Raw genomic sequence first — 20,960 nt, 5'->3', positions numbered from 1 at the left:
CGCATGGGCGAGCTGAAAAGCACTAAGACATAAGACTCTTGCAAAAATGAGCGCAGCGACCTCAATCAACGACCGCAAAATCCAGCGCTGGCAGCCCATACAAACAGTTTTGCAAGAGACTCACCCCACAAACGAAAAAGCCCCGTCGCAAGACAGGGCTTTTCCAGCAACTACGTAATTACGCCGCGACGACTTCAGTCTTCGGGACGATGCTTACGTAACGACGACCGAAGGCGCCTTTAACCTGGAACTTGATCACGCCTTCGATTTTAGCGAAGAGAGTGTGATCTTTACCCATGCCAACACCGTAACCGGCGTGGAATTGGGTGCCGCGCTGACGCACGATGATGTTGCCCGGAATGATAACCTGGCCGCCATACATCTTCACGCCAAGGCGTTTGGCTTCTGAGTCGCGACCGTTACGGGTACTACCACCAGCTTTTTTGTGTGCCATGAGTTCAATTCTCCTAGTGAGGAATTAGGCTGAAATTAAGCCTGAATACCGGTGATTTTGATCTCGGTGTACCACTGGCGGTGGCCCATACGCTTCATGTGGTGCTTACGGCGACGGAACTTGATGATGCGGATTTTATCGTGACGACCTTGGGAAATCACTTCAGCAACAACGGTAGCGCCAGGAACAACTGGAGCACCGATATTCACGTCGTCGCCATTGGCAACCAACAGAACGCGATCAAAAGTTACGGATTCGCCGGTAGCGATTTCCAGCTTTTCGATCTTCAGGTATTCACCTGGGGCGACTTTGTACTGCTTGCCGCCTGTAACGATTACTGCGTAAGACATGGTATTTCTCCGATAATCCTGCTCACCCAGCTCTTTATAAGAAGAGGTATTGGCTGGCATGGCTGCATGAGGCTGGAACGGCCCAGATGCAATTGCGTAAGGCAGGTGCTGCCCAGGAAGTTCAGGGTGCGCGATTGTACGCAAGCGGCGAAGACGATGCAAGTGCCTGAGCATAGCGCCTTGACACCTGCCGACCTGAGTCCTAGCATGCCGCGCAACCCTTCTGGAGCACCTGTCGCTGATGCAACCCCAAGCTTTCTACCGCACGGTGGCGGACGATTTTAGCGCCGTCGACGGCATCATCAAGAAGCAGCTGACTTCCCGAGTGCCGCTGGTATCGAAAATCGGCGATTACATTACCTCGGCCGGCGGTAAACGCCTGCGTCCGTTATTAGTGTTGCTGTGTGGCAAGGCCCTGGGTCGCGAAGGCGATGACATGCGCCTGCTCGCCGCGACCATCGAGTTCCTGCACACCGCCACCCTGCTGCACGACGACGTGGTCGACATGTCCGGCATGCGCCGTGGCCGCTCGACGGCCAACGCCATGTGGGGCAACGCCCCGAGCGTGCTGGTCGGCGACTTCCTGTACTCGCGCTCCTTCGAGATGATGGTCGAACTGGGCTCGATGCCAGTGATGAAGATCCTTTCGCAAGCCACACGAATCATCGCTGAAGGTGAAGTGTTGCAGTTGTCGAAGGTTCGGGACGCCAGCACCACCGAAGAAACCTACATGGAAGTCATCCGCGGCAAAACCGCGATGCTCTTCGAGGCTTCGACCCACAGTGCTGCGGTCCTGGCCGGTGCCACACCTGAACAGGCTGAGGCGCTGCGCACCTTTGGCGATCACCTGGGTGTAGCCTTCCAACTGGTCGATGACTTGCTGGATTACCGCGGCGACGCCGAAACTCTGGGCAAGAACGTCGGCGACGATCTGGCCGAAGGCAAGCCGACCCTGCCGCTGATCTACACCATGCGCGAAGGCACTCCGGAGCAAGCCGCGCTGGTGCGCCAGGCGATCCAGAAAGGCGGCATCGAAGACCTGGAAAGCATCCGCGCTGCCGTGGAAGCCTCCGGCTCGCTGGATTACACCGCGCAACTGGCCCGTGACTACGTGGCTCGTGCCATCACCTGCCTCGAAGCGCTACCAGCCAGCGAATACCGTGATGCGCTGGTGGAGTTGAGTGAGTTTGCGGTAGCTCGTACGCATTAATCGCAAAAGCAAGATCAAAAGATCGCAGCCTATCGGCAGCTCCTACAGGGATACGCATTTCTTTGTAGGAGCTGCCGAAGGCTGCGATTTTTTCTCCGCCATACCACATGCGCCCTCTCCTGCCTAAAACCCTATATAATGCGTGCCTTTTAGCCAACCTGAACTCAAGGAGCTTTAGTGAGCACGTTGCCACCCTGCCCAAAATGCAATTCCGAATTCACCTATGAAGACGGCGCTCAACTGATCTGTCCGGAATGTGCCCATGAGTGGTCCGCAAGCGGCGAAGCCGAGGCTGCGTCCGACGAATCCGTGAAAAAGGATTCGGTTGGCAATGTCCTGCAAGATGGCGACACCATCACCGTGATCAAAGACCTCAAGGTCAAAGGCACGTCACTGGTGGTCAAGGTCGGCACCAAGGTCAAAAACATCCGTCTGTGCGATGGCGACCACGACATCGACTGCAAGATCGATGGCATCGGCCCGATGAAGCTCAAATCCGAGTTCGTCAGAAAGGTCTGAACCTGCGGCTTTTCCATCCCGTGCGCTGTGCGGGATGGCACCTCCCTCCCCCCGCTGATCCCCCTGACAATCTCCACCTCCATAGCAAAAGGCCAGTCCTTTTGACCGATAGCAATTCCCTCACAGAAAAAATAGAAACTGCCAATAGGTACTTGCTATTAACTGAATAAGAATTATTCTCATTGAACCCTTCAAAGGAGATGAGAACCATGACTTATTTGATTGATGCCTGGCTGGACCGCCCACACCCTTACCTCAGGATCCTGCATCGGGAAACCGGGGAAGTCTGTGCGGTATTGGAAGAAGAAGCATTGAATGAGCTGCAGGATCAGGGCGACCTGGACGTCAATGGCCTGAGTTCCAGCGAACCCGTGGTGCTCAAGGAGCTGGTGCGCAACCTGTTTTTGTTCTGCTACGCCCGGGCGTTGCGGCCAGCGGGGGATCTGAGTACCAGGCTCCAGATATGAAGATCACCGTAAAAAACTGTGGGAGCGAGCTTGCTCGCGATGAGGCCGGCACATTCAACAGTGATGTTGACTGACAAACCGCTATCGCGAGCAAGCCCGCTCCCACAGGGCTCGCATTCACATTGGATCGGGTCTTACAGAACGTCGAGCAGTTCGACGTCGAATACCAGTACGCTGTGCGGCGGAATGCTACCAACACCTTGCGCGCCGTAAGCCAGTTCGCTCGGCACGTACAGACGCCATTTGCTACCGGCGTTCATCAGTTGCAGAGCTTCGGTCCAGCCAGCGATCACGCCACCCACCGGGAATTCTGCAGGCTGACCACGATCATAGGAACTGTCGAACACAGTGCCGTCGATCAGAGTGCCGTGGTAGTGAGTACGCACGCTGTCTTCGCGCGATGGCTTGGCGCCTTCACCGGCAGTCAGTACTTCGAATTGCAGGCCGGAAGCCAGAGTGGTAATGCCGTCACGCTTGGCGTTTTCAGCCAGGAATTGCAGACCAGCGCCAGCAGCCGCTTCAGCCTTGGCAGCCGCTTCAGCTTGCATGATTTCACGGATAACCTTGAAGCTGGCGGACATTTCTTCCTGACCAACACGGCTTTCCTTGCCGGCGAAGGCGTCAGTCAGACCTGCCAGGATCGCGTCAAGGCTAACGCCTGGTGGCGGGTTGTCACGCAGTTGGTCGCCCAGCTGACGGCCAATACCGTAGCTGACGCGGGTTTCGTCGGTGGACAGATTTACTTCAGACATAACACTGCTCCGCTGTGCGGACGGCTCGGGAAATTGCCGTGCGTGCACAGCGCATTCCGGGGCGCCCGGAACCAAAAGGGCGAGCAGACTAGCACACAAGTCGAGGCCGTGATGAGCGCGCGTCCGACCTGTCAGGTATAACGGAAAGCGATCGGCACCCGCGAGCTTTCCTCGGCGCCGCCTGCCATCCCGCACATTTCATCGTCAACCGGGGTTTGGATCAGGTTCATCGGTAGCTTCGGAAACGCGTGCAGCACCTCGCGGGCATGCTCCACAGAACGCACATGCATCATCTGTCCACGAGTGTCGCTCAAAGGGTAAGCCGCACCGTGCATCCGTGCCTCGATCAGGTAAATACCGCCTTCAAGAGAGATCAGGTTCAGCTCGTCGACCTTCCCGGCGATGGCATAAGCATTCAACTCTTGCAGATTCATGAGCGCACCTCACGCAATTCAAACCCAAGACAGTTACAGGCATATGCCTCGCCGTGAAAAAGCACAAGCCAGAAACGCCGCCGCCCGTCCGTTTCACAACGGCCGGGCGGCTCGGTACAGCGGTCCTGAGCAATCAGTGCTTGGTCAGCTTGTCCAGATAACCCATGGCAAACGCCGAGATCACGAAGGTCATGTGAATGATCACATACCACTTCAGGTGCTCAGGATCGATGTTCTTCGCATCCATGAATATGCGCAGCAGGTGAATGGAAGAAATCGCCACGATCGAGGCGGCCACCTTCATTTTCAATGAAGAGGAGTCCATCGTGCCCAGCCAGTTGAGCTTTTCCTTGTCTTCATCAATGTCCAGCTGGGAGACGAAGTTCTCGTAACCGGAAATCATCACCATTACCAGCAAGCCACCCACCAGCGCCATGTCGATCAACGACAGCAACACCAGAATCAGGTCCGTCTCGGCCATCGAGAAAACGTTGGGGATAACGTGAAAGACTTCCTGGAAAAACTTCAGGGCCAGGGCAAGCAGGCCAAGGGACAGGCCAAAGTAGATCGGCGCCAGCAGCCAGCGCGAGGCGTACATCGCATTTTCGATAAAGCGTTCCATTAAATCTCACATCAGGTCTGAAAACGGCGGCGAGTATATCAGCCGACCCAAAACCCATAAACCGCAGAGAAATCCATGACATGCGCGTCTGAGAAAGAGTTTTTCTGCTAGTGTCGAAAGCATTCACGCAGCTCACTGACGTCGGACAGGAAGACTGAAAAATGGATGTGCGATTCTCTTTAACCAGTGTCGGCCTGTGCATCGCGCTACTCATCAGCAGTGGTTGCTCGCCCAGTGATGAGAAGCGCCAGACCAGTCTCGAAGACAAGACCGCGCAGTTCGAAAAATCGCTGGACGCTATCCAGGACCCGAAGCTCAAGGACGCCGTGGCCAATCTCGGCGGCTCTTTGCTGCTGCTGGAGCGTGCCCAACTCAAGCTCAAGAGCAAGCCTGTCGAAACCGAATATGGCGATGATGCCATGGCCTTGCTCAAGCACTATCCAAGCCCGCAAGCCTTGGTCGATACCTACATCAATGGCCTGTTCGTGCTGCGCAAGTCGTCCAGTTCCGACTACCTGACCGACCTGCAACCGGTGTTCCCTTTCAACTTCAGCATGGCAGCAGAGTTTCCATTTCCTCATGGGCTGGAATGGCAGTCGGTAACGTTGAGTAACAAAAAGGTCGTCCCCTTTCAGCCCGAATGGTCGGAAACCGATCCCGGCATTCAGTTGAGTCCTTCGAGCTCCAACCTGACCAATCCCGATGATCTGACGGTGACCTACCCCTTCATCGAAGGGCTGGCAGTCGACAACAAAAATCAGCCTCAACCGTTGGCACTGCAGGGCAAGGTGGAAGTCATCGCGCCGCGCAAAGTATTCACCTTCGACCTGACCAAACAGGACGTGGGTAAAAAACGCACGGATGAAAACATCACCGTCACGCTATTGAGCCTCGAAAAGAACTACGCGGAAATCGAACTGAGCAACAGCGCGCCGTTGGCGCCTGAAGTCGGTGAAACCCCGCTCAATCCGCTGATTGTTCAAGCCAGGGATACGACAGGGCAATTCCTCACGCGCTCGGGCTCGATCAACGAGAACGCCGAACAAATTGCGTTCTATGAAAAACAATTGGCCGAGATGCAAAAACAAGAGGCCTGGAGCGAGACCTTCGAGAAACAACTTGAGGACGAGCAGAAGACTTTTGAACGCCAGCAGACCAGCCACTACACCAAGGTGTATTTCAACGGCGCGATCGAGCACCTGGACGTCAGCGTGCTCGACTTCTCGACCGTCACGGTCACTCGCAAGGATCTAGAGCTGCCAGTGCGTCGGTTCGACAGAAACACCACCGAGAAAGCCATTCAGAGCCTGTCATTGCCCGTGGTGGTGTATGACGATTCAGCGGCGACTTATCTGAAGGATGCAACCCTCGACAAGGACAAGCTGAAAAAGAGCATCACCATCAGCCAATCCGTCGAAGACGCTAGCGCCGCGCGCATTGAGTTCGGTCACCCGAAAACCTTCAATGATGAACTGCTGGGTTCCTCTTTCAATGCCGGCGACACGCCCGTGACCTTCTTCACTCAAGATGAAACCGGCAAACGCGATGGTCCCATAGAGCTGCCACCCGAAGCCTTCCGGATCGATCCGCTCCACGCCACCATCACCTATGACCTGAATCTGTTTCCAGAAACCCCTGCCTACGCCATTGGTTCGATGCCGTTATTTTTCGCCAGCATCGAAAAAAACACTGTCGACGTTCGCCATCTACCTAAAGGCCTGGAGTTCAAGGGTAACGCCCTGATTGTCGACCAAAAGCTGTTCCCGTCGCAGGACTGGCGTTTTTATGCCAAAGACGACAGCGGCAATTACTTGAAAGAGATTCTTGCAGTCAGTCATAGCGCAACCACAGACGGGCCGGCGTTATTGGAGGTGCATTACTTCTACGGCCAGCCAACTCATCTGGAAACTTACCAACGCACCGAACTGAACACCGTCGAATATGGCTTCGAGGTCAAGCTCGACAAGGCGGAACCAGAAAACCCTGTCGAATAACGATCTTAAGTGTTCAGGATGCCGTCAAAAGTCGCTGGAGGGGCGACTACGTCCGCCGTTGATTTCCCGCAGTTGCGCCTGTAAATGCAGGCACCAGATCTGCGGATCATCGGCCAGTTCGTAGCCATGCAAGGTCAGGCTTTCAACGATGGTTTCAAGGATTTCTTCGGCCACGAACGGCCCATGAAACGGGCCCTGAGCTTTGATAGCGGAAGGTTGTTCACCGGCCATTCCGGCGGCGAAGAGTAAGGTCCACATACCGGTATCTCCCGCAAGCGGGCGAATGCTGCATTCGATACGGGTGACCAGGCCAAGGCACTGGCGTGTAAGGCAGAGGTTGCGCGACATGGCGGCGACCCTCGGTAGATCCGGTTTCAACCTCCACAGGAAGGCTGTCTCGATCCAGTGATTACTGTCGATATCCTTGCCCTGAGAATAGAGTAAAAGTCCGAACTGCAAAGCCTGCAAAGACCAGCGGCGCTGAATGGTCATTTTTCGAACACTGACGCCAGCTTTGTGGCGAAGGGGATCGCCCCCTTGCCACAGGTCAGCCTCAGACCGGTTTGGCCGCTACCAACGCCTCCTGGATCGCCTCTTTTTCTGCTTCCTTTTCTGCTTCCTTGAGGTCTTCTTCGCTGACCATTTCCGCGATCACTCGCAGGCGTTCAACCACCCGCGCGTTGACGCTACCCTCGGGGAATTGACCCTCTGCATCCGGCTCACCGGCAGGTTCACCGACCAGCAGACTCAGTGCTTCATCAGCCTGGCGCACCGCGTAGACGTGGAACTGCCCGGCTCGCACGGCCGACAGCACGCGCTCATCGAGCATCAAGGTCGCGACGTTGGCCTGCGGAATGATCGCCCCCTGTTCGCCAGTCAAACCACGAGCTTCGCAGAGACGGAAGAAGCCTTCGATCTTCTCGTTGACCCCACCAACCGCTTGCACCTCACCGAACTGGTTGATGGAACCAGTGATCGCAAAGCACTGCTTGAGCGGCGTTTTCGACAGGGCCGAGATCAAGGTGCAGGCTTCGCCCAAGGAGGCACTGTCGCCATCGACATAGCCGTAGGATTGCTCCAGGGCGATGCTCGCGGAGATCGCCAACGGGAATTCCTGGGCATAACGGCTGCCCAGATACCCGGTGAGGATCATCACACCTTTGGAGTGGATCGGCTGCCCAAGGTTGACCTCGCGCTCGATATCGACAATGCCGCTGCCGCCCGGGTAGACCGTGGCGGAAATCCGCGCCGGCACACCGAACGCCGAGTCACCGACTTCAAGCACGGTCAGACCGTTGCACTTGCCCACTGCCGCGCCCGTGGTATCGATCAGAATGATCCCCGCCAGCATGTCGTCGAGAATCCGCGCTGAAACGCGTCCAGTGCGAGTCGCCTTGGCTTTCAAGGCACGTTCGATGTGCCCGGCATCCGTCATCTCGTCGCCGGCCAGATCACGGATGAAATCCGCTTCGCTGACCAACTGGAACAAATCACCGATACGTGCCGACAACCGCCCCTGATGCTCGGCCAGCCGTGCACTGTAGGTCGCCAGGCGCGCCACCGCATCGGCGGTCAGCGGTGCCATGCCTTCTTCCGAGGTACGGGTTTTCAGCAACTGAGCGAACTGTTCAAGGGTTTCATCGAACATCGGGATGTCTTCGTCGAAGTCCACCAGTACCCGGAACATCTCCTGGAAGTCCGGATCCAGGTCTTGCAGCGTGTAGTACAGCTGCCGGGCGCCAATGATGATGACCTTGACCTGCAACGGAATCACCTGGGGTGACAGCGTCTGTGTGGCCAGCCGACCCAGTTCACCCAGCGGAGATTCCATTTTCAGTTTGCGCGACTGCAATGCACGCTTCAGCGCATCCCAAACGAACGGCTCGCTGAGCATTTTATCGGCTTCGAGGATCAGGAAACCGCCGTTGGCCCGATGCAAAGCTCCCGGGCGCAGTTGTCGGTAGGTGGTGTACAGCGCGCCCTGATCAGTGCTGTACTCGATGCGACCGAACAGGTTGTCATAGGTCGGGTGCGGCTCGAACACCACGGGCGCACCGCCGCTGGCGTGATGCCCAACGACAAGACTGGGGCCGTACTGCTCTTCCAGCAGCTTGCGCGCCACCGCGTCGGTTTTGCTGTCGTCGACCAATTGCTCGACAACGGTTTTCAACAGGTAAACCTGCATGGCTTGCAGATAACCGCACACCCCAGCGTTTTCCGCGTACTTCTCCGACAGCGGCGCCAGCAACGGCTGCAAAGCCAAGGTGATGGTTTCTTCGTTGAGTTGGCGCATCTGGTTGCTGGATTCGCGCTTCCACTGCGGCAGGCTCGCCAGCTCTTCGTTGAGGCGCTCTTCGAGCATAGCGATATCGACGTGGAAACGTTCGCGATCAACTTCCGGCAGTTGCGCAAACTCGGCTTCGTCCAGCGCCTTGCCTTCGCTCATCGGGGTGAAGGCGATGTTGGTGCTATCGCGGTAAAGAGCCACTTCCTTTTCCAGCGCCAGGCGCTCGATCACATCCAGGGCGCGGTCATAACGCTGGTTGAAAGCACGGTCGATGGCGCTTTTCTTTTGCTGGTAGGACGGATGCTCGAACACCGCCGGGAAGGTCGCCAGCAGGTTGTCGATCAGACCGTTGATATCCGTAATGAACGCACCGGCCGCACCCGAAGGCAGTTCCAGCGCACGCGGCTCACGCGGTTCATCGAAATTATTGACGTAGACCCAATCCGCCGGGGTCTGCAGGCGCTTGGCTTCGGCCTTGAGGTAGCGTTTAACGAAAGAAAACCGGCCGGTGCCGGGCTCGCCCATGACAAACACGTTGTAACCGGGGCGCGGCATTGCCACGCCGAACTGCAACGCTTCGACCGCACGTTCCTGGCCAAGCACACCGCGAAAAGGCTCCAGATCATTGGTTGTAGAGAAGCTGAACTGTTCAGCGGAAAACGGACGGGTCAGCGCTTCGGGCGCTAAACGCAAGCTGGCAGCAACAGGATCAGGCATCGGGCTTCCTTACATCAGGCGGGGCAGATTGCCGCATTCTGGCGCCGGGTATACCCGGCTGGCAAGGCGCGCTGTAAGGCAAAGCATAGACAAGAGACAAACACCTGCCGGGACGGGGGAAAAGAGGCCATTTCGAGGTGTGTATTGCGAAAAATCACGGAACCCCTGGATCGTGCCTAAACTCCAAACTGCGCGGCTGGACTAATAACCGGCCCAACTGGCGCCGGCATGGGCCAAAACCCCTTGTCCATTGGTTTGCACATAAAGAGAACATAGCTATGAAACGGATTCTTCTCGGTACTCTTTTCACTGTTGTATCCCTCAATGCGATGGCCCAAGCACCAGGCGGCCCGGATTGCGGCTGGGGCAATATGCTGTTCAAAGGTCAGCGTGGTACCCCGGCGCACTTCCTGGCATCTACCACCAACGGCACCTCCGGCAACGCAACCTTCGGCATGACTTCCGGCACCAACGGCTGTGCGACCAACGCTGAGCTGACCTATGGTGGCAAATCCTGGATTGCCATGAATGGCATGATGAACGAACTGTCCGAAGACATGGCCAAGGGTCAGGGCGAAGCGCTGACGACCTACGCAGTAGTGCTGGGTGTCGCCCCTGAAGACCGCGCGTACTTCGCTACTGTCACTCACGAACACTTCCAGCAGATTTTCAGCAAAGCCGATGTGACGGCTGAGGATGTGCACACCAATACTTTGGCCGTACTGAAAGGCGATGCTCGTCTGGCCAAATACGCCACCCCGGCTTAAGCTCGACCCACCCGCTCCTATCCAGGGGCGGGATTTGTTTTTAGACCTGTCCCGCTTTGGGTCTTTTGTTTTTGAATTCTAAGTTGCCCACCATGCTCAAACGCCTTGCCTACTTGGCGCTCTGTGTCTGCGCCCCGCTGTCCGCCGCGCCTCATATCGACAATCAACGTTTACAGCAACTGGCCAACGACACTTTCTGGATTTCCCTGGGTCACTACGAAACCGCCAAGCTTGGGGGCTGGCGCAGCTATGTCAGCGATCCGAAGTTTTTCCTCGCAGCCGATGGTGCCCATCATCCCGACGCCGAGTTGAGCGCAACCCTGCAAGCACTGTACGCCCCGGTCAGCGCCGGTGAAAAACACGCGCAATGCGTTTACCCGGCACGCACCCGCTGGCTGAAAGCGCAGCTGAATCTGAACGACTTACCCGCCGTGGACTGCGCTGAATTCAAGCAGTGGTTCAAGGACGTCGCACCCCACAGCGCCGTATTGATTTTCCCGGCGGCTTATTTGAACAGCCCGTCATCGATGTTCGGCCACACCTTGCTGCGTATCGACCAGGCCGACGTACAGAGAGACCACACTGCCCTGCTCAGCTACGCGATCAACTTCGGCGCCTATATCGAAGGCTCGGACAACAGCATTCTCTACGCCTGGAAAGGCCTGATGGGCGGCTATCCCGGCCTGTTCGCGCTGGTGCCCTATCAGGAAAAACTCTCGGAATACCGGAGCCTGGAAAACCGCGATCTGTGGGAGTACCAACTGAACCTGAGCCCGGAAGAAACCGAGCGTATGGTCGAGCACGTCTGGGAGCTCAAGCAGATCCAGTTCGACTACTTCTTCTTCGACGAAAACTGTTCCTACCGTTTGCTGGAATTGCTGCAAGTGGCACGTCCGAGCCTGAAGCTGACTGAACAATTTCCGCTGACCGCCATCCCCACCGACACGGTGAAAGCGGTCAAGGAAGCCGGGCTGGTGGAGAAGATTGATTATCGGCCGTCCCGCGAGCGCGAACTGCTGAGTCGCGCCGAACCATTGACCGACGAAGAACAGGATTGGGTGCTGAAGGTCAGCGCCGACCAGACGCAATTGCAGGGTCCGGCTTTCAAGGCCCAGCCACGGGCCCGTCAGGCGCTGATTATTGACGCCGCCTACCGTCTTGAGCGCTATCGCGCTAATGGCCAGGAGCGCGATCCACAGCGTTCACAACGCAGCTTTGAATTGTTGAGGGCAATCAGTCAAAACCCGGCGCCGGAGTTGCAGATAGAGCGTCCAGGCCTCCCCGAGAACGGTCACGAATCACGTACCTGGCAAGCCGGCATCGGTACTCGGGGCGACAAAGCCTTTGGCGAATATGGCCTGCGCATGGCCTATCACGACCTTAACGACAATGCCGAGGGCTTCCCCCTCGGTGCGCAGATCGAAATCCTCCAGATGAAGCTGCGCCAGTACGAAGGCAATCACTGGCAGTTACAGCAATTGGACCTGGCGACCATCCGCTCGCTGACCCCACGTAACGAGTTGCTGCAACCTTTGTCCTGGCAAGTCACGGGCGGCCTGGAGCGAGTGCCGGGCAAGCATGACGATGAAACTCTGGTCAGCCACGTCAATGGCGGTGCCGGCGGCACCTGGCAGCTCAGCGACCAGATGCTTGGCTTCGCCCTCGGCACTGTGCGCATCGAGCACAATGCCGACTTCGCCGGGTTCATCGCCCCGGCAGCAGGGTTCAACACCGGTCTGCTCTGGCGCAATCCGCTGGGAAATCTCAGCCTGGAAGCCAAAGGGGATTACTTCACCAACGGCGAAGTGCGCCGCAGCCTGAGCCTTAACCAGCAGTGGGAGCTGTCCCGCAACCTCGGCTTGCGCCTGAGCGCACAGCGTGAGTTCAGCCAGTTGGCGTCAGCGGAGAATGAGGTGATGCTGGAGTTTAAGTGGTATCACTATTGACTTGGGATTTGCAGCGTAGCCCGGCGCGGGCTTATCGCTCGTAATAAGTCGCTTTCGGGCAATCGTCGAAACCAAATGGCTGCGACCATGGCCCTAACTCCATCAAGGGAGAAATACCATGAGCCGCGCCTTCGTCAATGAAGATCTCGCCGCTGCGCAAACCGACCAACCGGTAGAACGGCAGGTCAGCGCGCAGCCCAATTACGTCACCCCCGCAGGCCTTGCTCAACTTCAGGCCAAAGTCGCTGAACTGCAGACGCAGCACAGCGAACAATCGGCCCAAGGTGAACAGGCAGACAAGCAGCGCCAGGCCGATATCGAACGTGATCTGCGCTACTTCAATCAGCGCCTGCAAAGCGCCCAAGTGGTCACACCGGCGACTTCAACCAAGAAAGTGCAGATTGGCAGTTGGGTAACCTTTGCCGACGAACACAGCGTGGAACAACGTGTGCAATTGGTCGGCGAAGACCAGGCCGATGCCGCCCATGGCCTGATCAATTGGGGCTCACCGCTGGGGGGTGCGCTGCTTGGGGCGCAACTGGGCGATGAAGTGCAGTGGAAGCGACCGGCCGGCGATCAGCTGATCGAAATAATCCGCATCGAGCCAGCTTAAGCGACACCCCAGAGAGTTTGGCCATTTCTGACCCACAATAAAAAAGGGAGACCCGTCGGCCTCCCTTTGAGAACTTCGTCCGTGCTCGACGCTTATGACGCCGGCTCACCTCACTCCGTCTTCTGGACAGTGTGTAGCCCGGGGGCCGACTCAACCCTGTGGGATTGGCGACCGCAGCTTGCCTGATTCGGCGAGCCGCACTGGACTGTTTGTCCGGGCAGTGATTCTGGTAATAAGAATAGGCCTGAGGCCCCGGCAGAGGATTGCGAAGATTGCTCAAATAAACATAGCTTGCGCAATTTTTAACTACGGATAGATAATTAACCGCAATAGTTATGACAAAGGCCTGATCCATGAGCAAACTCGACCGATACGACCTGAGCATTTTGGCGGAATTGCAGCGTGATGCCCGCATCTCTAACCAAGAGCTCGCCGAACGCATCGGCTTGTCGCCATCGCCCTGCTCACGGCGGGTCAAGCAGCTGGAGGACGACGGTTATATTTCCCGCCAGGTCGCGCTGCTCGATCGCAAGAAGCTTGGGCTGAGCCTGACCGCCTACGTACTGATCGGCATGGACCGGCACACACCCGAGCGCTTCGAAAACTTCGAGGCGGCGATTCGCAGCCTGCCGCAAGTACTCGAATGCAGCCTGGTGACTGGAATGGACGCCGACTATCAGCTCAAAGTGGTCGTTCCGGACATGGATCACTATCAGAAACTACTGCTCGGCCACCTGACCCGCATCGAAGGCGTGACCAGCGTGAGGTCGAGCTTTGTGCTCAATCAGGTGCTCAACAGCACTGAGTTGCCGTTGACTCACCTTCGCAGCTGAATGCGACTCCCTGTGGCGAGGGAGCTTGCTCCCGCTGGGCTGCGAAGCGGCCCTAAAATCATCCAATCAGGTTATTCAGACAGAACTCGCCAGCCAGTTTTGCGACCGCTTCGCGCTCGAACGGGAGCAAGCTCCCTCGCCACACTTATGAGTTCGTCCACAGGACTGCGACAGACCGACACAGGTCAATGCGCCAACAATCACCCTTGGCGTATACTCCCCCGGCCTTTTTTTGCCCCGCCCGCGCTGGAGAGTTTCAATGGATCCTGCAGTATTCGAAGAGTGGATGATGACCGGTCTGGTGACCATCCTGATCATTTTCATGGGTTTCATCGTCTGGGATCTGGCGAAAAAATCCAAGGCCGGCAAGTTCGGCACTCTTATCCTGTTCTTCGTGCTGGGCCTGGGTATTTTCGCGTTCATCATCAAAAGCGTCGTCATCGCTTATATCGAGAACACTTCCTCATAGGCTGGCCGGCACTTCCCGCCATTGCCCCTGATCAAGCCCTTCGATAGACCAGTCGCCGATTCGCACGCGCACCAGGCGCAGCGTCGGCAAGCCCACTGCGGCCGTCATGCGTCGCACCTGGCGGTTGCGACCTTCGCGAATCACCAGCTCCAGCCAACTGGTCGGCACACTCATGCGAAAACGCACCGGCGGATTGCGCGGCCACAGCTGCGGTTCTTCAATCTGGCGCGCCTCGGCGGGCAAGGTCATGCCGTCATTGAGCTCCACACCGTCGCGCAAACGCTGCAATTGCTCAGCGCTAGGCTCACCCTCAACCTGCACCCAATAGGTCTTGGCCAACTTGTGCTTGGGGTCAGCGATCCGCGCCTGTAGCTGGCCGTCGTTGGTCAGCAGCAGCAAACCTTCGCTGTCACGGTCCAGCCGGCCCGCCGGGTAGATGCCGGGGATGTCGATAAAGTCCTTGAGCGTGGCCCGCCCTTCGCCGTCGCTGAATTGAGTCAGCACATCAAATGGCTTGTTGAACAGAATCAGCTTCGGCTCCGCCGGTGGCGCTTTGGCGACACGGCGCGGTGCTAATGAGGTTTGCGGTTTGTTCGCGCCTGGACGGCGGGAAGCGGGACGAGGTGGACGCGGCATGGCAAAAAGAACATCTAACGATCAGGGCTGCCAATGCTAGTGCCCTGATCGCTAAATAACCATCGCAACAATCAGCGGAACGGCGGTTCGTCGAAGCTGCGCAGTTTGCGTGAGTGCAGTGAGTTGAGTTCAGTACGTAATAAATCCACCGCAGCGATGCCGATCTTCAAATGCTGGCTGACCGCACGTTCGTAGAACGCGTTGGCCGAACCCGGTAGTTTGATTTCGCTGTGCAGCGGTTTGTCCGACACACACAGCAAGGTGCCGTAAGGCACTCGCAGGCGATAACCCTGGGCAGCAATGGTGCCGCTTTCCATGTCCACCGCCACGGCTCGCGACAGGTTGATCAGCGGACGCTCCTGAGCCCAACGCAGTTCCCAGTTACGGTCGTCGTAGGTCAGCACGGTGCCGGTGCGCAGGCGTTTTTTCAGATCGTCGCCCTTCTCGCCCGTGACGTTGGCCGCCGCTTGCTGAAGCGCCAGCTGCACTTCGGCCAGGGCCGGAATCGGAATGTTCGGCGGCACAACTCGATCAAGAATCCCGTCGCGACGCATATAGGCGTGCGCCAGCACGTAGTCGCCAATGGTCTGCGACTGACGCAAACCGCCGCAGTGGCCGATCATCAGCCAGCAGTGCGGACGCAGCACGGCCAAATGGTCGGTGATGTTTTTCGCGTTGGACGGACCGACGCCAATATTCACCAGCGTCACGCCATGGCCGTCACTGGCCTGTAGGTGGTAAGCCGGCATTTGATAACGATGCCAGACCACACCGGCAGCAATGGCCGAGGCTTCGCCGTGGTCCATGCTCTTTTCGATGATCACGTTGCCGGGCAATACCATGCGCACGAAGCGCGGATCGGTGCGCAATTGCTCGAGGCCGTGAACGATGAACTGGTCGACGTAGCGGTGATAGTTGGTCAGCAAGATCCATGGCTGCACATGTCGCCAGTCGCTACCGGTGTAGTGCACCAGACGACGCAGCGAGAAGTCGACCCGCGCCGCATCAAACAGCGCCAACGGCAGCGGATCGGTATTTTCCCAATCGTAAAGGCCATCGGCGATGCCGTCGGTGGCGGCCGACAGATCGGTACTCGGGAACACCCGCGCCAGCGCCGCAGCGGTGACACCGGAGCCGCCGAGTTCATCGCCCTGCTCAACCACGTATGGATAAGGAATGTTCTGCTCGCTGACGCCTACTTCCACCGTCACGGTGAAGTCGTGCATCAGCGGCACCAGTTGCTCCAGTAAATAATTACGGAAGGCTGAAGGATGGGTGACGGTGACGCTGTAAGTGCCCGGTAACTGGACTTTGGCGTAAGCCCGAGTGGTCTGCGGGACTTCGCCCTGGCAGAGGTAGGTCAGGCGCAACTCAGGATAGCGAAATAAAGCGCGCTGCTCGGCGTCTGGCTCGACCCGATCCTTCAGGTAGCGCTTGAGGGCCTGGCTCAGCGCAGTGGTGGCACGCTCGTGCAGAGTGGCAAGCCGGTCTACGGCTTGCTCGGCGGTTTGAACGACAATAAAAGCTTCGGTCACGATAAGCATCCTGTGTTCTGACGTGCAGGCCTTCATCTTGCCTGCAAGTCAGCGCGATCAGAAGCCCTGTGGTGTCGAACGCGCAACAATCGCTTCCACATCCAGGCCGCGCGGCAACGTGCCATAGACTCGACCGGCAGTACCCAAGCGACTGGCGATGAAGGCATCACTGACACTGGCATTGCCCGCTTCCAGCAATAGCTTGGCCTGCAAGCCTAGTGCGATGTCTTCGGTCAGTTGCCGGGCGCGGTATTGAATGTCGTCGGTGTCCTTGATCGCCGCCTGCAACTGGCTGATGTGCGCGGCCAGACGTTTATCGCCATGACCATCGCCCAACTCGGCAAACAGCATGTCGAGCACGCCCGGCTCTTTTGACAAGGCCCGCAGCACGTCGAGGCATTGCACGTTACCGGAACCTTCCCACGTCGAGTTCACCGGTGCCTCACGGTACAGACGCGGCAGGATGCTGTCTTCGACATAACCGGCGCCGCCCATGCACTCAGCGGCTTCATTGATCATGGCTGGTGCACGTTTGCAGATCCAATACTTGCCCACCGCCGTCACCAGCCGGGCGAATTTGGCTTCTTGTGAATCGTCGAGATGATCCAGCGCTCGGCCCATGCGCATGCTCAGCGCCAGTGCGGCTTCACTTTCCAGCGCCAGATCGGCCAGTACGTTTTGCATCAAGGGCTGTTCGCTGAGCAAACGACCGCCGACCCTACGATGCGCACAATGATGAGCGGCTTGAGTCAGCGCCTGACGCATCAGTGCGCTGGAACCGACCATGCAATCGAAACGGGTCATGGCGACCATCTCGATGATGGTCGGCACACCGCGACCTTCCTCGCCGACCATCCAGGCCAGAGCGCCGCGGAACTCCACTTCGCTGGAGGCGTTGGAACAATTGCCGAGTTTGTTTTTCAGGCGTTGGATATAGAACTGGTTGCGGGTGTCATCCGGGCGATGGCGCGGCAGCAGGAAACAGGTCAAACCCTTGTCGGTCTGAGCCAGAGTCAGGAAGGCATCGCACATCGGCGCCGAACAGAACCACTTGTGCCCGATCAACTCATAGGCTTGGCCCGGACCTGCAGCCCCTACCGGAAAAGCCTTGGTGGTGTTGGCCCGCACATCGGTACCGCCTTGTTTCTCGGTCATGGCCATACCGATGGTGGCGCCGGCCTTATGGGCGATGCCGACATTGCGAGGGTCGTACTCGGTGGCAAGAATTTTCGGCAGCCATTGCTCAGCGATGTCCGGTTGCAGTCGAAGCGCCGGCACAGAGGCGAAGGTCATGGTCAGCGGGCAACCACTGCCCGCTTCGGCCTGGCTGTGCAGGTAACTCATGGCCGCTCGGGCCACGTGTGCACCGGACTGCGGATCGGTCCAGGGTAATGAGGTCAAACCATGCTCGACTGCGGTTCGCATCAACTCATGGTAGGCCGGATGAAATTCAACCAGGTCGATGCGATGACCATAACGGTCATGACTCGAGAACACCGGTTTGTTCTGATTGGCCAAAAAACCGGCCGCCATCAACGGTCCACCGGCCAGCGCGCCGTAGCCATCAATGCGAGATTCGGCCCAACCCGCACCAAAGCGCCGGGCCCACTCCTGCAATGGCAGGTCGATGCGATAGAGGTTGGTGCCATCCAGCGAGGGTGGCTGATTGGTGACCTCATGGGTTTCGGCGAACTGATGCAGGTTCATGACGGGGCTCCTTTGGGGTGGACCAGAACTTCAGTTAATCACCGCACCCCGCCCGAACAAAGTGGCATATACGCCTAAATATCGGCGCTTTCACCTTGTTTAGGACACAACACTCGCCGATACAAAACCGCCTGCAACTCTTCGAATTTCACTGGTTTGCTCAAATAGTCCGTCATTCCGGCCGCCTGGCAACGCTCGCGTTCGGCACCCTGAGTCACCGCAAGTATCGGCAACTGCGCGCAACCTGGCAGAGCGCGTACCTGGCAACCAATCGAGACGCCATCGAGTGGTGGCAGCTGGCAATCGAGCAACACCGCATCGAAGGATTCACGCCGCAGTAGTTCCAGCGTCAACCGACCACTGTCCGCCGTGTGCACCCGATAGCCCAATTTGAGCAGCATGCCGCGCACCACCAGTTGATTGATGCCGTTGTCATCGACCAACAACACGGTGCACTCCTGAGGCACCCGACGGCTTATCGGTGTATACCCTTTTAAGGTTTGCTCAGCTGGGGGCGGCGGCACACTACGAACATCGAACTCGACGTCCAACTGGAAACGACTGCCGCGCCCCGGCTCCGATTGATGGGTCAAACGCCCCCCGATCAACTCAATCAGTTGCCGGCAAATGGCCAACCCGACACCCAGCCCGCCGTACTCACGGGTCATCGAACCATCGACCTGGAAGAACCGTTGGTACAGGGTGGCTTCATCCAGATCCGTAAAACCGATACCGGTATCGATCACCGCGAAGGACAGCGCCATCCGGCCCTCGCCCGCCGATTTACCGGTCACTCGCAGCACCAGCCCACCCTCGCGAGTGAACTTGATGGCGTTGTCCAGCAAGCACTCCAGGCATTGAATAAGTTTTGTGCTGTCACCTTGCAGACGGTCTGGCAGACCCGTCGCCACCTCGACTTCAAAATCCAGCGCCTTGCTCATAGCGTTGGCGGCGAACTGCGTTTGCAGCCTGTCGAGCACGCCGCGCAGGCTGAAATCTTCCCGTTGCACCTTGAGCCTGCCGGCTTGCAACTCCGTCAACGTCAGGATGCCATTGACCATGCGCATCATGTCCCGCGCCGACCCGGCGGCGGTCTGTTGATACTGCTCGAGCTCCGGGTCCAGATCCAGGGTCTGCATGAGTTCCAGCGAACCGATCACCCCATTCATCGGCGTGCGCAATTCGTGGGTCAAGGTCGAGAGGAATTCGTCCTTGAGCCGGTTGCTGTGGGCCAGTTCCTGGTTCAACACCTCGAGTTTCTGACCCGCATCGAACAAGGTCTGGGCTTGCTGCTCGCGCATCGAGTTGATGCGATCGGCCAACGCCAGCGACAGCAACGCCACTTCAATCGCCGAACCGATCTGGCTGGCGTACATGGTCAAGAACACGTTTGGCAGGTAGCCCAACACCATCAGCGTGTTAACCACACCACCGAGCAAAAACGCCGACCAGGCAATGATGAAATACCGGGCCACCCGCAGACCGCGCCACCAGGCGAAAATCCCTGCCGCAAAAATCGTCACCGTAAAAGCCAGCGCCAAGGCCGTCGCCAGGCGCAAGGCCAGGGCGTAGCTGGTCATCAACGACAGTGCCACCACCACCGCGCTGCACGCGATCAGCAGCAACAGCAGGCGATCGAGCCAGCGACTATAACTGGCCGTCTGCAGAAAGCTGCGGGCGAACTGGCTGCCAAACAAACCCGCAGCACCGATGAAGAAAGGTGTCGAAGCGTTGGCCCACCAAGGGTTGTTCGGCCAGAAATACTCGACCGCAGCACCGTTCACTGACAGTTGGTACAAACCGAACGAGGCTATGTAGAAGATGTAATAGAGATAGCTGGTGTCGCGCACAGCGAGGTAGATAAACAGGTTGTAAACCAGCATGCCCAGCAGTACGCCATAGATCAGACCCAGCACATACAGACGCAACGGTTGGTCTTCAAGATAGGCCGTACTCGACCACAGGGTCAGCGGGGCCTGGATCGAGCCTTGGCTTTGCAGGCGTAGATAAACGGTTTGGCGCTGATCCGGGGCAAAGTCCAGGTTGAATAGATAGTTGTTCTGGCGGATCTGTCGACTGGCGAACGGCAAGGCGTCGCCCGTACGCTGGGCCAATTGATAGTGGCCAGCGGCATCGGGCAGGTACAAGTCGAGGTGATCGAGAGGCGGATAGGCCAGTTCCAGCAACCAGCTGCGCTGAGCGGCCGGGTTGCTCGGGCGGTAATGCAGGTCGACTTTCAGCCAGAACACCGAGCGCGAGTAACCGGCATTGAGGGTGGCTTTATCGTGAGCCTTGAAGCTACCCGCCAAGGCCTGCGAACTGACATCGGCAATACTTGCCTCGCCACCGACGTCTTCAAACACCTGCATCACTCGGCCTAAAGGGAGGCTTTGAGTGAACTCGTTAAACTCGGCCGCGCCAGCCAGCATCGGCAAGCTCAACAGCAACATCAGCAAATAGCGCATAGAGCCCCAGCGTGGCCTGTCCGGTTGAGTCAGGAAGCCCCCCATTCCCTTTGAGTAGACGTAAAACCGGCATTACCTGTTATTGGTTTGGATCCACTCTAGCATAGCCGTAGATGGCCATTGAGCACCATCTTAAATTTTAGTTTAAAGGCTCTAGAACGGGCGTCTCAGCGCAATCTGTTG

At 57.7% G+C, this 20,960-nt stretch carries 20 protein-coding genes; 9 read left to right on the top strand and 11 right to left on the bottom strand.

From position 1 onward, the window contains the following. Positions 1 to 178: 178 nt before the first annotated feature. Both rpmA and rplU read right to left on the bottom strand, forming a co-directional pair. Entirely contained in the window at positions 179 to 454 is a 276-nt protein-coding gene (gene rpmA, locus ACN1C3_RS15660; RefSeq protein ID WP_150641122.1) for a 50S ribosomal protein L27, read from the bottom strand. A 35-nt stretch (positions 455 to 489) separates the two neighbouring features. Next, entirely contained in the window at positions 490 to 804 is a 315-nt protein-coding gene (gene rplU / locus ACN1C3_RS15655; protein ID WP_003443915.1) for a 50S ribosomal protein L21, read from the bottom strand. A 241-nt stretch (positions 805 to 1,045) separates the two neighbouring features. On the opposite strand from rplU, the gene ACN1C3_RS15650 reads away from it, so the two are divergent. The 3 genes from ACN1C3_RS15650 (at position 1,046) to ACN1C3_RS15640 (ending at position 3,000) form a co-directional block, all read left to right on the top strand. Then, positions 1,046 to 2,014 (top strand): polyprenyl synthetase family protein, encoded by a 969-nt coding sequence (locus ACN1C3_RS15650; protein WP_419116686.1) that lies wholly within the window; start codon positions 1,046 to 1,048, stop codon positions 2,012 to 2,014. 177 nt (positions 2,015 to 2,191) lie between these two features. After that, the gene (locus ACN1C3_RS15645; RefSeq protein WP_419116685.1) at positions 2,192 to 2,533 is read left to right on the top strand and encodes a zinc ribbon domain-containing protein YjdM; all 342 of its coding nucleotides are present in this window, start codon (positions 2,192 to 2,194) and stop codon (positions 2,531 to 2,533) included. A 209-nt stretch (positions 2,534 to 2,742) separates the two neighbouring features. Then, entirely contained in the window at positions 2,743 to 3,000 is a 258-nt protein-coding gene (locus tag ACN1C3_RS15640) for a hypothetical protein (protein ID WP_419116684.1), read from the top strand. Positions 3,001 to 3,134: 134 nt separating this feature from the next. On the opposite strand, the gene ACN1C3_RS15635 is transcribed toward ACN1C3_RS15640, so the two are convergent. From ACN1C3_RS15635 to ACN1C3_RS15625, 3 genes are all read right to left on the bottom strand, one after another. After that, positions 3,135 to 3,752, bottom strand: a complete 618-nt coding sequence (locus tag ACN1C3_RS15635; protein ID WP_419116683.1) for an FKBP-type peptidyl-prolyl cis-trans isomerase — start codon at positions 3,750 to 3,752, stop codon at positions 3,135 to 3,137. A 131-nt stretch (positions 3,753 to 3,883) separates the two neighbouring features. Beyond that, a complete protein-coding gene (locus ACN1C3_RS15630) occupies positions 3,884 to 4,186 on the bottom strand; it encodes a DUF6482 family protein (RefSeq protein WP_419116682.1) in 303 nt (100 codons plus the stop codon). Positions 4,187 to 4,319: 133 nt separating this feature from the next. Further along, on the bottom strand, positions 4,320 to 4,808 hold the full coding sequence (locus ACN1C3_RS15625; protein WP_419116681.1) for a TIGR00645 family protein: 489 nt from the start codon (positions 4,806 to 4,808) through the stop codon (positions 4,320 to 4,322). Positions 4,809 to 4,969: 161 nt separating this feature from the next. On the opposite strand from ACN1C3_RS15625, the gene ACN1C3_RS15620 reads away from it, so the two are divergent. Further along, entirely contained in the window at positions 4,970 to 6,802 is a 1,833-nt protein-coding gene (locus ACN1C3_RS15620) for a hypothetical protein (RefSeq protein WP_419116680.1), read from the top strand. Positions 6,803 to 6,826: 24 nt separating this feature from the next. Here the strand turns inward: ACN1C3_RS15620 and ACN1C3_RS15615 are convergent, their stop codons facing one another. Beyond that, a complete protein-coding gene (locus tag ACN1C3_RS15615; protein WP_419116760.1) occupies positions 6,827 to 7,150 on the bottom strand; it encodes a hypothetical protein in 324 nt (107 codons plus the stop codon). 205 nt (positions 7,151 to 7,355) lie between these two features. Next, the gene (locus ACN1C3_RS15610; protein ID WP_419116679.1) at positions 7,356 to 9,806 is read right to left on the bottom strand and encodes a Lon protease family protein; all 2,451 of its coding nucleotides are present in this window, start codon (positions 9,804 to 9,806) and stop codon (positions 7,356 to 7,358) included. Positions 9,807 to 10,084: 278 nt separating this feature from the next. Between ACN1C3_RS15610 and ACN1C3_RS15605 the strand changes: the two genes are divergently transcribed. The 5 genes from ACN1C3_RS15605 to ACN1C3_RS15585 all read left to right on the top strand — a co-directional run bounded on the left by ACN1C3_RS15605 (position 10,085) and on the right by ACN1C3_RS15585 (position 14,434). Continuing rightward, entirely contained in the window at positions 10,085 to 10,573 is a 489-nt protein-coding gene (locus ACN1C3_RS15605) for a DUF3015 domain-containing protein (RefSeq protein ID WP_419116678.1), read from the top strand. A 92-nt stretch (positions 10,574 to 10,665) separates the two neighbouring features. Continuing rightward, the gene (locus ACN1C3_RS15600; RefSeq protein WP_419116677.1) at positions 10,666 to 12,519 is read left to right on the top strand and encodes a DUF4105 domain-containing protein; all 1,854 of its coding nucleotides are present in this window, start codon (positions 10,666 to 10,668) and stop codon (positions 12,517 to 12,519) included. Positions 12,520 to 12,637: 118 nt separating this feature from the next. Further along, the gene (locus tag ACN1C3_RS15595) at positions 12,638 to 13,132 is read left to right on the top strand and encodes a GreA/GreB family elongation factor (RefSeq protein ID WP_419116676.1); all 495 of its coding nucleotides are present in this window, start codon (positions 12,638 to 12,640) and stop codon (positions 13,130 to 13,132) included. 353 nt (positions 13,133 to 13,485) lie between these two features. Beyond that, positions 13,486 to 13,965, top strand: a complete 480-nt coding sequence (locus tag ACN1C3_RS15590; RefSeq protein WP_419116675.1) for an Lrp/AsnC family transcriptional regulator — start codon at positions 13,486 to 13,488, stop codon at positions 13,963 to 13,965. 259 nt (positions 13,966 to 14,224) lie between these two features. Beyond that, entirely contained in the window at positions 14,225 to 14,434 is a 210-nt protein-coding gene (locus tag ACN1C3_RS15585; protein WP_419116674.1) for a DUF2788 domain-containing protein, read from the top strand. Here ACN1C3_RS15585 and ACN1C3_RS15580 read toward each other — a convergent pair. From ACN1C3_RS15580 to ACN1C3_RS15565, 4 genes are all read right to left on the bottom strand, one after another. Then, on the bottom strand, positions 14,429 to 15,070 hold the full coding sequence (locus ACN1C3_RS15580) for a pseudouridine synthase (RefSeq protein ID WP_419116673.1): 642 nt from the start codon (positions 15,068 to 15,070) through the stop codon (positions 14,429 to 14,431). The genes ACN1C3_RS15585 and ACN1C3_RS15580 overlap by 6 nt on opposite strands. Positions 15,071 to 15,141: 71 nt before the next feature. Continuing rightward, a complete protein-coding gene (gene amn, locus ACN1C3_RS15575; protein ID WP_419116672.1) occupies positions 15,142 to 16,641 on the bottom strand; it encodes an AMP nucleosidase in 1,500 nt (499 codons plus the stop codon). A gap of 21 nt (positions 16,642 to 16,662) precedes the next feature. Continuing rightward, positions 16,663 to 18,312, bottom strand: a complete 1,650-nt coding sequence (locus ACN1C3_RS15570) for an acyl-CoA dehydrogenase family protein (RefSeq protein ID WP_419116671.1) — start codon at positions 18,310 to 18,312, stop codon at positions 16,663 to 16,665. A gap of 74 nt (positions 18,313 to 18,386) precedes the next feature. Then, positions 18,387 to 20,777: a 7TM diverse intracellular signaling domain-containing protein gene (locus tag ACN1C3_RS15565; RefSeq protein WP_419116670.1), complete on the bottom strand. Its 2,391-nt coding sequence runs from the start codon at positions 20,775 to 20,777 to the stop codon at positions 18,387 to 18,389. Between the last annotated feature and the right edge of the window lie 183 nt (positions 20,778 to 20,960).

The sequence above is a fragment of the Pseudomonas sp. H11T01 genome, from assembly GCF_048515765.1.
Taxonomy (GTDB): Bacteria; Pseudomonadota; Gammaproteobacteria; order Pseudomonadales; family Pseudomonadaceae; genus Aquipseudomonas.
This window is presented reverse-complemented; position numbering and strand designations above follow the sequence as displayed.